Origin of the sequence: Thioflexithrix psekupsensis (genome assembly GCF_002149925.1) — a bacterium.
Classification (GTDB): domain Bacteria; phylum Pseudomonadota; class Gammaproteobacteria; order Beggiatoales; family Beggiatoaceae; genus Thioflexithrix; species Thioflexithrix psekupsensis.
In genome coordinates, this window is the sequence record NZ_MSLT01000006.1 from 120,661 (window position 1) to 135,696 (window position 15,036).

A 15,036-nucleotide genomic window follows, 5' to 3' on the forward strand; every position below is an offset into this window, starting at 1 on the left:
GTGTCATGTTAATAGGAGTTACAGTGAACATTCATTATTATTTTGCCATAGGATTATGGGGCAGTGGCAGTTTATTAACGGTTCAGGCCAGGGATTATGTGGAAGAGTTTCCGATTTTTTTTGTTTCGGATGGCCCTTATTCTTATTCCAATATGGATAAAAAAGATTATACGGGAGTGAAATTAAATATTATTACTTTATCTCCTCCCGTGATGGGCGGCCCCACACAATTACATGCGGCGCAATTTAGCGAATTAACCGGCGCGGAAATGAATGTGGTGACAGTGCCATTATCGGAGTTATTTCAAAAAGTCATGACTCCTTTTTTTACGGGAACACCCACTTGGGATGCGATTATTTTTCCACCGAATTGGGCGGGAGATATTATGGCACCGGGTTATTTAGCCACCGTGCCTAAAGAAATGTTAGCCTCACCACAATGGCAAGAAACCTTACCTATTTATCGCCATTTAACCTTGTGGGGGGGCAAAACTTACGGCATTCCCATTGATGGCGATAAGCATTTTTTAAGTTATCGTTTAGATGCAATAGATAATGCGGATTATCAAGCGAAATTCCAAGATAAATATGGTTATCCTTTGCAAACACCACAAACGTGGAGCGAATATCGAGATGTGGCTGAGTTTTTTAATGGTTGGGATTGGGATGGGGATGGTAAAGTTGAATACGGTTCTATTGAGATGACTGAGCCAAACGCACAATTGTTTTGGCAATTTGTCGTTCGCGCCGCGCCTTATGTCAAACATCCAGCGGTGACAGGAGGCTTTTTTTTCGATGTGGAAGACATGACTCCCTTGATCAATACGCCCGGTTGGGTGCGAGCTTTGGAAGATATGATACAAATTCAGGCTTTTTATCCACCTGATGGGCGTAAGTTTACTTTGGCCGATGTCATTTATAGTTTTGGGGAAGGCGAGGGCGCGTTACAGGTGAATTGGGATGATGGTTTTATACAGGCAATGGGCGAAAAATCGCCCATCCGTAACAAAGTCAGTGCAGCCCTCGCGCCCGGTGCCAAGCAGGTATGGAATCGAAACACGCAACAATGGGATGAATTTCCAGAGATTAATCGCGCTCCATTTATTGCGTGGGGGGGCTGGATTATGGGCGTACCCGCCGACAGTCCGAATCAACAAGCGGCTTTTGATTTTTTAGGTTTTATGTCGAATCCTGAAAATCAAGCCTATGATTTAACCATCGGCAGTTATGGGGTTAATCCGTATCGTGAGGCGGATTTTGCGCCTGAATTTTGGGTAAAGTACGCGGGGTTTGATGAGAAAGTGGCCAAAGAGTATACGCAAACGTTACAAGAGACTTTGAATCATCCGAATCGCGTCTTTGACTTACGTATTCCCGCCAATCAGTTGTATGTTAATGCGCTGTCAACAGCGGTTTCCCAAGCCTTAACCAGAAAAGCCACCCCGCAACAAGCCTTAGATCGAGCGGCTAAAGAATGGGATAGAATCACTTTGCGCGTGGGATTGGAACAGCAGAAACAAGCCTATCGGGAATTGGTTAAATTGCAGGAAAGAAAATGAGTGAGTAAAGAAAACTTCTCTGCCAAAGGATTCTAAAAACACATCAGCTTTGACTGAGCAATTTCCTCGTTTTCCTCGTTCCCATGCCGCGGCTGTAAAAAAACCTCATTTTCTCAGTATTCGATAACGAAAAAATGGTGTTTTTAGGAGTTCTTTTACAGGCTTGCCATGTGGGAACGAGGTAATAATATTTTTATTTAACGACTTAATTTAGTTTTGACTGCCGAAATAGACGCTTTATTCTGATACATATCACATCCCCTTGAGTTTGCCCAGTTTCGCCTGAAAATGTTACCATACCACGTCTTATTTTTGTTCATTCACCTTATCCCATTTAAAACCTGATATGTCTGATTATTCAAGTTCTTATTCGAGCCATTTTCATGGCAGTTACGCCGCCAGCGATGTGCATTTGCTGTTCACCCCGCAGATCATCAGAGAACAACCCTCTGAAGAAACAATTGACGCAGTTTCCGGCGTGCAAGCGGTGGAATATCAACCCTCTGAAGCCTATTTAAAATTTTTTTACGCCGCATTTGCCCAAAATCGGCGGCGATTGGCGCAAGATATTTTGTCTTTAGCGCGTCAACTGATGTTTCGTTCTCGTAAACGTCCCCGTTTACTGGTTTCTTTGGCGCGAGCGGGCATTCCGATTGGTGTTTTACTGAAGCGTACTCTGCAAGAGCATTTGAAAGTGGATATGGCGCATTATAGTGTATCACTTCTCAGCGATGCAGGGTTAGACGAAAACGCTTTAAAATACATTTTACAACATCACGATCCCTTAGGACGTGATATTACTTTTGTCGATGGCTGGACAGCAACAGGAACAGTCGCACGAGCTTTATGGCAAGGCATTTCACAATTTAATCGTCAATATCAAACGCAAATTTCACCCGATTTGCATGTTATTGCCGATTTAGCGGGAATTGCCACGATTGCAGCTACTACGGAAGATTATTTAATTCCTTCTGCTTTATTAAACGCCACAATTAATGGCTTAGTGAGCCGTCCTTGGCGATCTGAAACGGAATTAGATTCGTTTTTTAATTGCTATTTTTTTGAATATCGCTTAGACGAAGATTTATCTCGTTGGTATGTGGAGCAGTTATTGGCAGAAATTAAGCAATTAGATAACACGCCGCCTTGCATTCAACCAGAAGTGCGAATTCGCCAGCAAGAAACCAGTCAAACGTTTATGGATGAAATGATAAAAACTTACCGCTTGGCCAGTTTGCGTCAATTTAAACCCGGATTAGGCGAATCTACGCGCTTATTATTGCAAGGGAATGGTCAAGCCAGTGAATTATTGGTGAGAAATCGTCGGGCTTCGGATATAGAAGGTTTATTACTCTTGGCAAATGAGCAGGGAATTCCTGTCACAGAAATGTCTTCTATGCCTTATAAAGCGGCTTTGGTGATGACTGAAGAGTGAGGTGAATTTTTGGGTGCGGGATTTAAGTATTTTTTTCTCCCGTCCCCGACGGCGGCAAGCCGCGCAACAAATGTGATTGGTGTCCGTGTAATCCAATCATCTGGGTCATTAACCATTGTTTTAACGGTGGAAAATGATTGAGAGCCACCAGTCCCATATTACGTACCAATGACAGCAGCATATTTTCATTAGAAAAAAGAGTGACCAGCGAATCTGTCAAACGAATCATGCGTTGTTGATCAGGTTGTTGCCAATTGTGGTAAGCGCGCAGAAAATCCGCGCTGCCCAGTTCTATCCCTTCTTGTTGTGCCATCCCGATGGCTTCGGTGAGACTGGCAACATCGCGTAATCCTAAATTTAACCCTTGTCCAGCAATGGGATGCAGCGTATGCGCGGCGTTGCCAATGATCACCGTACGATTTGGAATGCTCTCCGCATGAACATGAGCCAATTTCAACGGATAACTGCGACGCGGACTGACCCGAATAAATCGCCCCGCTCGCCAACCAAATGCCTTTTGTAATTCAATTAAAAAATCTTTATCGGACAAATGCAATACTTCCGTCGCTTGCGCGCTGGGAACTGTCCACACCAATGAGTAATCTTGATGCGCCAAAGGTAACAATGCTAAAGGGCCTGTCGCTGTAAATCGCTCATAAGCCACTGTTTCTGTGGATAATTTTTGAGATGACACAGTGACTGTGGCAATCACGGCGGTTTGTTGATAATCGTGGATGTGGTGTTGAATCCCTAATTGTTCTTGTAACGCAAAATTTCCCCCATCCGCTAACACCAATAAACGAGTACACAGCGTGCGGGTTTGCTCTGCATTTTGTAGAGTGACTGCGAGATAATCAGCCTGATCTTGGACGTGTTGTAGTTGACTGGAGGGGAATAATTGCGTCGTCGCATATTGGTAAACGGCCTGTTGTAAACTTTGTCCCAATACTCTAGCCGACACTGTATAACCTAAAGCGGGTAAACCCAGTTGTTGCCTTGTCAAATGCGCCGCCCCAAAATGACCCCGATCCGACACATGAATACAATGAATAGCTGTACTCTGTTTCGCCACGTGATGCCATACACCCAGTCCTGAAAGAATACGTTGTGAGCCGTAATTTAACGCAATGATTCTGTCATCATAGCCCGCAGGCAAATGCTGCGGAGTCCATGCGCTGGCCTCAATTAATCCCACACGCCATTCACTGTTACGCAAGGCCACCGCTAAACTTGCCCCCACTAATCCCGCGCCTACAATTAATACATCATAGTCGATAGGCGTTGTTTTATGGCTTGCGTCATTTGATGGGATAGGGTGATTCATTGTTGTTATTTCTTTGGCTGGTTTTAAAAAAATTTGACACGGTTCTTTAAGAGGACATTGGCGCGTCAGATAAGTCAGAAGATTCATGGTTTAAATTTAATAAACATTGATGAATTTCAAATAATAATTCATCACGTTGATACTGCCCTTTTTGGAAAATACGCTCTACTTTATTATTTAAAACATCTCGATCTTGGGGCGTTAAATCTTTGGCAGTGAGAACCACCACGGGAATTTTTCGCCAGACTTCAGTGTTTTTTATGGTAGAAATAAATTCAAAACCATCCATTTCAGGCATCATTAAATCGGAAATAATTAAATCAGGTGAGGTTAATGCCAAATATTTCAAGGCTTCCACGCCATTTTCTGCCGTTTGAATTTGCCAACCTGCTTTACGCAACATGGTGGCAATCATATTGCGCGTGACGTGATCATCTTCAACCACTAAAATTAATTGTGAGCCTTTATCATTCACATCTAAAAATTTCTTTAATACCTGATTTAATTCTTCTCGATCAATAGGCTTCGTTAAATATTCAGCCGCACCGAGAGAATAACCAATGCTTTTATCTTCGATAAACGACACCACAATCACCGGAATTTTTGTCAATTCAGGGTCTTTTTTCAAGGCATTTAAGACCATCCAACCATCGACCCCCGGCATCATGACATCTAAAGTAATGGCATGGGGTTTTAATTCTCGTGCCAATGCCAAGCCATTTTGTCCATTATCAGCCAGTGCCACTTGATAGCCTTGTTTGTTTAAATAATTTTGTAACAACTCCCGCACCACCGCATCATCATCAATCACCAAAACCAATCGATTGCTGATTAAGACATGGTCAGTCGTTGTTTCACTGTCTTGGGGGGGAATTTGTGACAAACGATGGGCTAAGGTTTGATTTTCTTTATTTTCCGTATGTTCCGCGGCCAAGGCGGGCAAGGCCACGGTAAAAGTGCTGCCTTTTCCGTATTCGCTTTGTACGCGAATATAGCCGCCCATCATGGTGGCAAAACGTTGCGTAATGGTCAGCCCCAATCCCGTGCCACCGTATTTGCGGGTGGTGGACATGTCGGCTTGAGTGAACGGTTGAAACAGTTTATTCACCTGTTCTTCCGTCATGCCAATGCCTTGATCATGCACCGTCATTTGCACCCAATCGCGGGCTTCCAACGCATAACGAGTAATCGTTAAATGAATCATGCCATTTTCGGTAAACTTGGCCGCATTACTTAATAAATTAAACAAAATTTGCCGAATTTTCGTTAAATCGCTATAAATTTCCCCAATCTGCCCTACGGTTTCAAACATTAATTTATTATTTTTACTTTGAATTAAGGGGACAACGGTTTGCACCACATCTTTTACAATTTTAGTCAGATCAAAATGTTCATTATAAATATCCATTTTGCCTGCTTCAATTTTAGAAATATCTAACACATCATTGATCAAGCCTAATAAATGCTTTCCTGCATTATGAATTTTATCAATATCAGGCGTTAAATCTTCACAAGCCATTTCCGTCATATCTTCTTTTAAAATTTCACTATAACCGATAATGGCATTTAACGGCGTGCGCAATTCGTGACTCATATTGGCTAAAAAAGCACTTTTGGCTTGATTGGCTTCTTCAGCGGCTTCTTTAGCGGTGCGTAAGGCTTGTTCGGTCTGTTTACGCTCGCTAATATCCACCATCATGCCCACCAAACCCACCACTTGCCCTTCGGAATTTTTAAATACCGTTTTATTAACAATACAATCGTGTCGAGATTTATCCGCATAAATCAGTGTGGTTTCATAACTTTGCAATTCTTGCGTTTGAAACACCACTTGATCTTTCGTACAAATATCAGCGGCCACTTCAGGAGGAAATAAATGAGTGGCATTGCGCCCGACAATATCGGCTTCTTTCATGCCTAAATATTGCTCAAATGCAGTGTTGCATCCCATGTAATAACCATTTAAATCTTTATAATAAATGGGACTGGAAATACTGCAAATAAGGGTTTTTAGAAAAATTAAACTATTACGCTGTGCTTCTTCGATCCGTTCACGTTCATGAATTTCTTGTTTCAGCAACTGGTTTTTTTCGGCTAATTCTTGCGTGCGATCCAACACTTGTTGTTCTAAATTATCTCGTGCCTCAACCAATTGCTGTTCAAATTCATCGGCGTGTTCGGTCATGGTTTCCAGAGAAATTTCTAAATCTTGTTTCTCTTGCTGTGCCTGTCGCAGTTGCAAGGTTATCGCTGCCAATTGCTCACGTAATTGCAAATTTTCTGCGTGTAAATTGTCCGTCATAAGAATGATAACGTCTCAATGAAGAAAAAAATGGGAAATAAGCAATTTGTTATTATTGTGGCGGTAAAAATAGTTAAAAATACCTGTAATAACAACTCATCAAGCTCACATTCCTAACTTAATAAAACTAATAATTCTATTCTAAATTCAACTGCAAATCAGGCATTAGGCGTTTTAAATTTTTCAGTAAACGCACCTGCCAAGGAATTTCTTCATAACCCATTCCCGTGAGTTGTAAAGTTTGCCGATTGCGCACATTAATCACAAATTTAGTCAAGGTATTAATCCCTGAGCTGTTTAAAAACTCCAATGGCCGCAAATCCAAAACCAACTGTTCTGCTTGTTGTTCGGCGGCTTGATTGAGCAGGTCAAGAATGGGTGCGTATTCTTCTGTGCCACTTAACAGCAGCGATCCCTTACAAATCACCGTCGCAGAGGGTTTGTCGAAAATAATGTGATAATCGTCAGTTTTAATTTCCATGATCGTTCCATTTTCCTTGTTATTAGAGGCTTAAATAGACCATTGTGGTCACCGTAGTCATGTTTTGGTTATGCAGTTCTAATACTTCAAATCGCCAGCCCAACTTTGCCTCATAATCGCAAATCATACTCAAAAAACCCAAACCAGAATGTCCTTGACTGCCTTCATTTGCATTGGCTTCCATCTGAAGAAAATAAAGGTCATGCGGGTCTTCTCGTTCTATCTTTTCAATAAATGCCTTCAGTTTTTTAGCATTTTCTGGATTAATGCTATTGGTGACATGAAAAATCAAACTGTCGCTGTGCAAATGAAACGCGATTCGTGTAGAATAATGAACCGCTTCATCACTAAATTTCATTGCGTTTTCTAATAATTCATTAGCGATATATTTAACCGCATTTTTTTTCACCTGAATTTGCTTTTGACTAATGGCTTGGTCTTCAGTCACAAAAAAAGTCTGTAAATAATCCGCAATAAAATCAGCCGATAATCCATTGTTACGCCAACGTCGTTTTAATGGAATCGAAGTGGGGGAAAAACCCACCACCAAATATTCAGAATTTTCGGGAAATTCATTGATATAATTGCCAAATACTTCAATCATAACGTGCAGCAACTCCGTGAGTGGATTGTCTGTGGTCACTAGTCCCATAAAAATTTATGGGTGCCGCGCTTGTCAATGTACAGCATAGCGTGCAAAAATGACAAGCGATAGGTATTATTATCACCTCAGTTTAAATGCAGACGTGGATACCTTTAGTTTTTAAAACCGCAGAGCGTTTTATTTTTAATCAACTCGCGCCTATCATAAAGCCTGTACATTAAACGATTCAAGCAGTTTTATCACCTTTAACTTCGGACAATTTTTGCAGATTTAAGACCACGGATGTCATCATGAGCCAATTTTTTGCCATTCACCCCGAAAATCCGCAACCGCGTTTAATTCATCAGGCGGTGGGCATTATTCGCGCCGGGGGGATTGTGGTGTATCCTACGGATTCCAGTTACGCGCTGGGCTGTCATATTGGCGATAAAGCGGCGATGGAAAAATTACAACGCATCAGACAAACTGACAAAGATCACAATTTTACACTGGTTTGTCAAGATTTGTCAGAAATTGCCAGCTATGCCAAAGTAAAAAATGAAGCCTTTCGTTTAATGAAAAGTTTAACGCCGGGGCCTTATACCTTTATTTTACCCGCCACGCATGAAGTTCCCCGCCGCTTACAACACCCAAAGCGTAAAACTATTGGTTTGCGTGTTCCCGATCATGCCATTGTGCAGGCCTTATTGCGCGAATTAAATGAACCGATTATGAGTTCTACTTTAATTTTACCTGATCAAGCATTACCCGAAACGGATGCCTACAGTATCCGTGAACAATTAGAACATTGCGTTGATTTAATTATTGACGGTGGATATTGTGGTTTTGAAGCGACGACCGTGTTAGATTTAACCGAAGATGTTCCCAAAGTGTTGCGTGAAGGTAAAGGAAAAATTGATCATTTATAATGATTTAAAATCGTGATTATCGTTATCAACAAAAAAATGTAAAGAGTGATTTCATGTTTAGCGAATTATCTGTCACGCAACAAATTGCGATTTGGGCATTACCGGTTTTACTGGCGATTACCTTGCATGAAGCGGCTCATGCGTGGGTGGCGATGAAATTGGGAGACAGTACGGCCTATTTACAAGGGCGTGTCACCCTCAATCCGTTTAAACATATTGATCCGATTGGAACGGTGGTGGTGCCGGGGATTTTGCTGTTATTAAGCACGGGATTTATCTTTGGTTGGGCAAAACCCGTTCCCGTACAATGGCAACATTTACGCTCACCTCGTCGGGATATTGCCTTAGTGTCTGCGGCAGGTCCGGGGGCGAATCTGCTTATGGCCATTGGTTGGGCGATAGTGGGTAAAATCGCTTTTCTCATGTCACAATACACTGAACTGCAATCAATCACCGGTGAGTCCTTAGGTTTTTTGTTTTTTGTTTCTCAGGCAGGTTTAATCATTAATTTATTGTTGATGATTTTAAATTTATTGCCTATTTTACCGCTAGATGGTGGTCGAGTATTGTGCAGTTTATTGCCGCCGCGTTTAGCGTTTTATTATGCCAAAACAGAGCCGTTTGGTTTTTTTATTTTGTTAGGCTTACTGCTGTTAGGTGTGCTTAACTTAATTCTTTATCCCTTACTGACTTTATTTTACCGAATTTTTAGAGCCATTTTTGGGCTTTAATCCGAACATTTTTTATTGCACCCATTAATACAGGAGATGACCTTGAGCTTATCGACACCGCCTCGTGTTTTGTCTGGTATGCGTCCGACAGGACAATTACACTTGGGACATTTGCACGGTGTGCTGAACAATTGGCTGACTTTACAGTATGAATACCGCTGCTTTTTTTTCGCTGCCGATTGGCACGCCTTGACCACCGAATATGAAAATACGCAACATATTACTCAGCATGTGTGGGATATGATTGTGGATTGGTTGTCTGTGGGCATTAATCCGAATGAAGCCACTGTTTTTATTCAATCCAAAGTGCCAGAACATGCCGAATTGCATTTGTTATTGTCGATGATAACGCCCCTGAGTTGGCTGGAACGGGTGCCGACTTATAAAGATCAACAACAAAAGTTGAAAGATCGGGATTTAGCCAATTATGGTTTTTTAGGTTATCCGTTGTTACAAAGTGCGGATATTTTAATTTATCGTGCGGGATTAGTTCCCGTGGGTGAAGATCAGGTGGCGCATATTGAAATGACCCGCGAAATTGCGCGGCGATTCAATTATATCTATGGTCGTGAGCCTGATTTTGAAGAACGCGCCAAAGAAGCCAAGCGCAAAATGGGCAAGAAAAACGCTAAATTATACAAAGAATTACGTAAACGCTATCAAGAACAAGGCGATGGCGAAGCCCTAAGCACCGCACAAGCTCTGGTCAACAGTCAGCAAAATTTGACGTTAGGCGATAAAAAACGCTTATTGGGCTATTTAGAAGGCGACACACGCACGATTTTACCCGAACCCGAAGCCTTATTGACCAAAGTCAGTAAAATGCCCGGTTTGGACGGTCAGAAAATGTCCAAATCGTATCAAAATACGATCAGTTTACGCGACAATCCCGTGCAGATTGAGACGAAAATCCGCACGATGCCGACTGATCCCGCGCGGGTGCGCCGCACGGATCCGGGAACGCCAGAAAAATGTCCCGTGTGGCAATTTCACCAGATTTATTCCGATCAAAAAACGCAAGAATGGGTACAAGCGGGCTGTCGTTCGGCAGATATTGGCTGTTTAGACTGTAAACAACCGATTATTGACGCAGTGCAGTTAGAGTTAAAACCGATTCAGGAGCGCGCCGCCCGCTACACGGACGATCCCGATATGGTGCGAAGTCTATTGAGCGAAGGCTGCGAAAAAGCCCGCGCCACCGCCCGCGAAACGATGGAAGAAGTCAGACAAGTCATGGGTTTACATTACCGTTGAATCAGGAAAATTTGACCGATACTCCCGATCTCACTACGCCTCCCATTCGTGTGGGCGAGGCGTTGTTGGCTGATTTACCGACGGATTTATATATTCCACCCGATGCGTTGCAAGTTTTTCTCAGCTCATTTGAAGGGCCATTAGACTTGTTGTTATATCTGATTCAACGCCAGAATTTAGATATTTTAAATATTCCCATTGCAGAAGTGACACGGCAATATTTACATTATATTGAATTAATGCAGGAATTGCGCTTAGATTTAGCCGCAGAATATTTAGTGATGGCGGCGGTATTGGTGGAGATTAAATCACGTTTATTATTGCCAGTGCATAAGGCGAATAAACAAGATAATGCCGAAGACCCACGCATCGAATTGGTACGGCAATTAGAAGAATATGCACGCTATAAAAAAGCAGCTCAAGCTTTATCGGTATTGCCGCAAGTGGGGCGAGATGTATTTTTGGCGCGGGTCGAATCGCCAGACATTGCCCGCGAACGGGAAATTCCACCGGTGAGTTTATCGGCTTTGTTGTATGCGATGCAGGGGGTTACGGAGCGATTAACGCTGTACACTTCCCACCAAATCGCCCGTGAGCCGTTGTCTGTCCGAGAACGCATGAGTCACATCATCAGCGAATTGGCACAAGGGGAACAGCTTGAATTCAGTCAACTTTTTAATATCACCGAAGGACGCGCAGGTGCTGTGGTGACACTGTTAGCGGTGTTGGAATTGGTGCGAGAAGCGGTCATTCGTCTGTCACAACACGATGCGTTTGCGCCTATTTATCTCAATTTAATCAGCGCGCCTGAATCGGTTAAATCATTTTAATTATGAGCAGTCATTATAAAGCCATTTTAGAAGCGGCCTTATTGTCTTCAGGGCGGCCATTAGATTTAGATCATCTGAGTTTATTATTCGCTGAAGAATCGCAACCGCCGAGTCGTCGAGAATTGCGGGCGTTATTGTCCCAATTACAAGATGATTGTGCGGAACGGGGCATTGAATTAATGGAAGTGGCTAGTGGTTTTCGGTTTCAAGTCAAATCGCATTTGCATCCGTGGTTAAAGCAATTATTAACACGGCGTGCGCCGCGTTATTCACGGGCTTTATTAGAAACTTTGGCCTTAGTTGCTTATCGTCAACCGATTACCAGAGCTGAAATTGAGAAAATTCGCGGAGTCAGTGTAAGTACGCAAATTATGCGAACTTTGCAGGATTATCAATGGATTCGCGTGTTAGGCCATCGGGAATCACCGGGACGACCTGCTTTATACGGCACCACCAAAGCCTTTTTAGATCATTTCAATTTGAAACATCTTAATGATTTACCCACATTAGCTGAGTTGAAAGATTTGGAATTGCAACCTGATTTGTTGGAAGATGACAGCGAATTAGAGGAAGAAGAATTAGCTGCCAATCCAGATATGTTGCCTGAGTCTTTATCGCCTTCTTTACGGGCCTTACCGCCGTTAAAAACAAATATCGATAAAGAGGATAATCACTCAGAATTAGACCCTTCTTAATCATTAAAAGAATATCACTTTTATCGTGTTTTCTAGCGTTGAACTTTTACCATGCCAAATGACTCTTTTTCGCCACTGACCATTTACCACAATATCCAAAGTAATTTAGAAAAAGTGGTCAGTGGACAAAAACAATCTATTCGTAAATTATTAGCTGCTTTTGCCAGTGGCGGTCATGTGTTATTAGAAGATTTGCCCGGTACGGGAAAGACCACTTTAGCCAAAGCCTTAGCGCAATCATTACAAATCGAATTCCAACGGATTCAATTCACGCCTGATTTATTGCCTTCAGATATTTTAGGCGTATCGATTTTTGATCAAAAAGATCAGACATTTCATTTTCATCAAGGGCCTGTTTTTACCGAAATTTTATTAGCCGATGAAATTAATCGCGCTTCGCCGCGCACGCAATCGGCGTTATTAGAAGCGATGGGCGAGCAGCAAGTGAGTTTAGATGGGGTGCGTTATCCGTTGAGTGATTTATTTTTTGTGGTTGCGACGCAAAATCCAATGGAATTTCATGGCACTTATCCATTACCAGAAGCGCAAATGGATCGGTTTGCGATTCGTTTTCGTTTGGGTTATGTCGGGGTGGATCAGGAAGTTGAAATTTTAACTGCCCGACAATATCAACAATTGCCGCATTTAGATTTGCCACCGTGTGCGAATCGGGAGCAAATTCGCCAATTACGTCAAGCGGTGTGTCAGGTGAGAATGAGCGAAGAATTAAAGCGTTATATTGTGGAATTGGTGCGTGCCACTCGTGAAGCCGACGGGGTGAAAATGGGGGCGAGTCCGCGGGCATCTTTGGCGTTAATGCGCATGTCGCAGGCTTTGGCGTTGTTTGATGACAGTGGCTTTGTGACCCCTGATCATATTCAAGAAATCGCCGTGGCGGTCATTGCGCATCGCATGAAATTAGATTCCCAAGCCCATTTTGCAGGTTATGAAGCGGATCGGATTGTGGAAGATATTTTGCGTAAGGTGGCGGTGCCGATTTGAGGTGTTTTTTTGATATTGGAGAATAACATGAGTGAAGATAATGTTGAAATTAAAACTAAAGAAATAGATGTGACTGAGGCAGTTGCTATTGCATGTCAGCAGATCAAATTATTGTTTAAAGATGAATTGCCTATTCGTAATTTAGCATTAGAAGAAGTGGAATTTGATGAGAGCGGTGGAGAATGGTTAGTGACATTGGGTTATGATTCTCCGCATAAAATCGTTAGAAAAACAGGAGTCACCTCAATGCCTCTTATGCCTCATGATGTTGAAGAAGAGGTTAAAGATGTCATCATTTTGGATGATCTTTTGAACGGAAAAGAGGTATGATGAATATCACAAACAGGCAAATAATTTTGATATAGAATTCGCCCTTAATTTCGGAGATCGCCCTGCTCCTGATATTGAGCAAGTCCGCGAAATTCTTAAAAAACTCCACCGTTAAGTGAACTGCTCAAAACAGAGGAATTGTAATAGTGGACAAATGGAAAAAATTTTTTCTTAAATTCCATAACTTCTGATTCAGACTTATCATTTTGCCTTAGAAAAATAAGTTTACTCAAGCCTCATTAAGCAAACGCTTAGGCATCACCACATATTCGCCTTCTTCAGTCACTGCAATTTCACCTAAACCGAAAAAAACACGATTTTCCCCTTCTTCACGGTGTAAACAGACCGATGTCCCCGCACAATAACAGGTTTCTACCGCAATACGTTGTCCCTGTGTCAGACGCAAGGCTTCCGCAGGTGAAACACAAAGCACCGCAAAATGAGGCAACGCCGTCTCTAATGGCAGTAAACATTGATCTAATCCTGACATGCCCTGCGCTTGTAAAATCGATTCCAATTGTGAAAAAGAATACATTTCTCGATAATCGCCCACCGTCACCCGACGCAAAGCCGTTAAATACGCACCGCAACCCAATCGCTCGCCGATGTCTTCGGCCAAAGTGCGTACATAAGTGCCTTTGGAACAATGCACGTGAAATTGCAACTGTTCCCCTGAAAAAGACAGCAATGTCAACGCAATAATTTCAATTGTTCTCGGCGCACGCGCCACCGTTTTTCCTTGCCGCGCTAACTTATACAGGGGTTGTCCTTGTTGTTTTAGTGCAGAATACATGGGTGGGATTTGCTGTTGTATGCCAAGAAATTCGGCAAAAATTGCTTGTATTTTTTCTGCATCTAGTAATTCAGGTAAAGCCCGCTGCTGGATAATTTGCCCCTCGGCATCGCCCGTGTCTGTATTGTAACCCAGCCGACAATCGGCAATATATCCCTTATCCGCCGCCAACAGAAAACCCGATAACTTGGTCGCTTCACCAAAACAAATCGGCAATAATCCCGTCGCTAAATTATCTAAACTGCCCGTATGCCCTGCTTTTTGGGCTTGAAATAAGCGTTTAGCCTGTTGCAACGCCGCATTAGAACTGATGCCAGTGGGTTTGTCTAACAATAAAATGCCGTCTATTCGACGGCCACGTAATTTGGACATGAGATTTTATTTTTTCGTGTCGGGATGTAACGAATCAATTAAAGCCGATAAACGACTGCCATATTCTACCGATTCATCGTAGATAAATTGCAACCGCGGCATATAACGCATGTCTTTTAAACGTTGCGCTAATAAATGTCTTAATAAACTGGATTGTTGATTTAAATAATCACTGATTTCTGAATGTGTTAATGCACTGTTCAGGCTGGTTATGTAGATTTTAGCGTTTTTTAAATCAGGCGATACATCCACCGCAGAAATGGTAATTAAACCTAATGCCTGATGTTGGATTTCTCGACTGATAATATCAGCCAATTCGCGTTGAAATAAATGCGCAATTCGTTGGGTGCGACTAAATTCTTTTGGCATGAGAATAATACCTTAAAAAAAATGAGCCAACACCAGCGATGTTCTGG

General features: G+C 42.4%; 15 protein-coding genes. 9 read left to right on the forward strand and 6 right to left on the reverse strand.

Annotated elements, in window-relative coordinates:
• Positions 1 to 23: 23 nt before the first annotated feature.
• A complete protein-coding gene (locus TPSD3_RS01820) occupies positions 24 to 1,559 on the forward strand; it encodes an extracellular solute-binding protein (RefSeq protein WP_176329691.1) in 1,536 nt (511 codons plus the stop codon).
• A gap of 346 nt (positions 1,560 to 1,905) precedes the next feature.
• A complete protein-coding gene (locus TPSD3_RS01825; protein ID WP_086486887.1) occupies positions 1,906 to 2,994 on the forward strand; it encodes a cysteine protease StiP domain-containing protein in 1,089 nt (362 codons plus the stop codon).
• 22 nt (positions 2,995 to 3,016) lie between these two features.
• On the opposite strand, the gene ubiH is transcribed toward TPSD3_RS01825, so the two are convergent.
• The 4 genes from ubiH to TPSD3_RS01845 all read right to left on the reverse strand — a co-directional run bounded on the left by ubiH (position 3,017) and on the right by TPSD3_RS01845 (position 7,753).
• Positions 3,017 to 4,318: a 2-octaprenyl-6-methoxyphenyl hydroxylase gene (gene ubiH, locus TPSD3_RS01830; RefSeq protein ID WP_176329692.1), complete on the reverse strand. Its 1,302-nt coding sequence runs from the start codon at positions 4,316 to 4,318 to the stop codon at positions 3,017 to 3,019.
• Positions 4,319 to 4,364: 46 nt separating this feature from the next.
• The gene (locus TPSD3_RS01835) at positions 4,365 to 6,620 is read right to left on the reverse strand and encodes a response regulator (RefSeq protein WP_086486889.1); all 2,256 of its coding nucleotides are present in this window, start codon (positions 6,618 to 6,620) and stop codon (positions 4,365 to 4,367) included.
• A gap of 136 nt (positions 6,621 to 6,756) precedes the next feature.
• Complete coding sequence (locus tag TPSD3_RS01840) at positions 6,757 to 7,101, reverse strand: slr1659 superfamily regulator (protein WP_086486890.1); 345 nt, start codon at positions 7,099 to 7,101, stop codon at positions 6,757 to 6,759.
• Between the two features lie 22 nt (positions 7,102 to 7,123).
• A complete protein-coding gene (locus tag TPSD3_RS01845) occupies positions 7,124 to 7,753 on the reverse strand; it encodes a slr1658 family protein (protein WP_245391503.1) in 630 nt (209 codons plus the stop codon).
• 242 nt (positions 7,754 to 7,995) lie between these two features.
• Between TPSD3_RS01845 and TPSD3_RS01850 the strand changes: the two genes are divergently transcribed.
• From TPSD3_RS01850 to TPSD3_RS01880, 7 genes are read left to right on the forward strand one after another with little or no spacing between them, the layout of a single operon-like run.
• The gene (locus TPSD3_RS01850) at positions 7,996 to 8,613 is read left to right on the forward strand and encodes an L-threonylcarbamoyladenylate synthase (RefSeq protein WP_086486892.1); all 618 of its coding nucleotides are present in this window, start codon (positions 7,996 to 7,998) and stop codon (positions 8,611 to 8,613) included.
• 53 nt (positions 8,614 to 8,666) lie between these two features.
• Complete coding sequence (locus tag TPSD3_RS01855) at positions 8,667 to 9,344, forward strand: site-2 protease family protein (protein ID WP_086486893.1); 678 nt, start codon at positions 8,667 to 8,669, stop codon at positions 9,342 to 9,344.
• Positions 9,345 to 9,380: 36 nt separating this feature from the next.
• Entirely contained in the window at positions 9,381 to 10,598 is a 1,218-nt protein-coding gene (locus TPSD3_RS01860; RefSeq protein WP_086486894.1) for a tryptophan--tRNA ligase, read from the forward strand.
• Entirely contained in the window at positions 10,595 to 11,428 is an 834-nt protein-coding gene (locus tag TPSD3_RS01865) for a segregation and condensation protein A (protein ID WP_245391504.1), read from the forward strand. The genes TPSD3_RS01860 and TPSD3_RS01865 overlap by 4 nt, the downstream gene beginning before the upstream one ends.
• A 2-nt stretch (positions 11,429 to 11,430) precedes the next feature.
• Entirely contained in the window at positions 11,431 to 12,123 is a 693-nt protein-coding gene (gene scpB / locus TPSD3_RS01870; protein WP_086486895.1) for an SMC-Scp complex subunit ScpB, read from the forward strand.
• A 51-nt stretch (positions 12,124 to 12,174) separates the two neighbouring features.
• The gene (locus TPSD3_RS01875; protein ID WP_086486896.1) at positions 12,175 to 13,125 is read left to right on the forward strand and encodes an AAA family ATPase; all 951 of its coding nucleotides are present in this window, start codon (positions 12,175 to 12,177) and stop codon (positions 13,123 to 13,125) included.
• Positions 13,126 to 13,152: 27 nt separating this feature from the next.
• On the forward strand, positions 13,153 to 13,455 hold the full coding sequence (locus TPSD3_RS01880; RefSeq protein WP_086486897.1) for a hypothetical protein: 303 nt from the start codon (positions 13,153 to 13,155) through the stop codon (positions 13,453 to 13,455).
• Between the two features lie 229 nt (positions 13,456 to 13,684).
• Here TPSD3_RS01880 and truB read toward each other — a convergent pair whose 3' ends face one another.
• Complete coding sequence (gene truB, locus TPSD3_RS01885; RefSeq protein WP_086486898.1) at positions 13,685 to 14,620, reverse strand: tRNA pseudouridine(55) synthase TruB; 936 nt, start codon at positions 14,618 to 14,620, stop codon at positions 13,685 to 13,687.
• A 6-nt stretch (positions 14,621 to 14,626) separates the two neighbouring features.
• Positions 14,627 to 14,989 carry a 30S ribosome-binding factor RbfA gene (gene rbfA / locus TPSD3_RS01890; RefSeq protein ID WP_086486899.1) on the reverse strand — a complete coding sequence of 121 codons (363 nt, stop codon included), beginning with the start codon at positions 14,987 to 14,989 and terminating at the stop codon, positions 14,627 to 14,629.
• Positions 14,990 to 15,036: the final 47 nt, after the last annotated feature.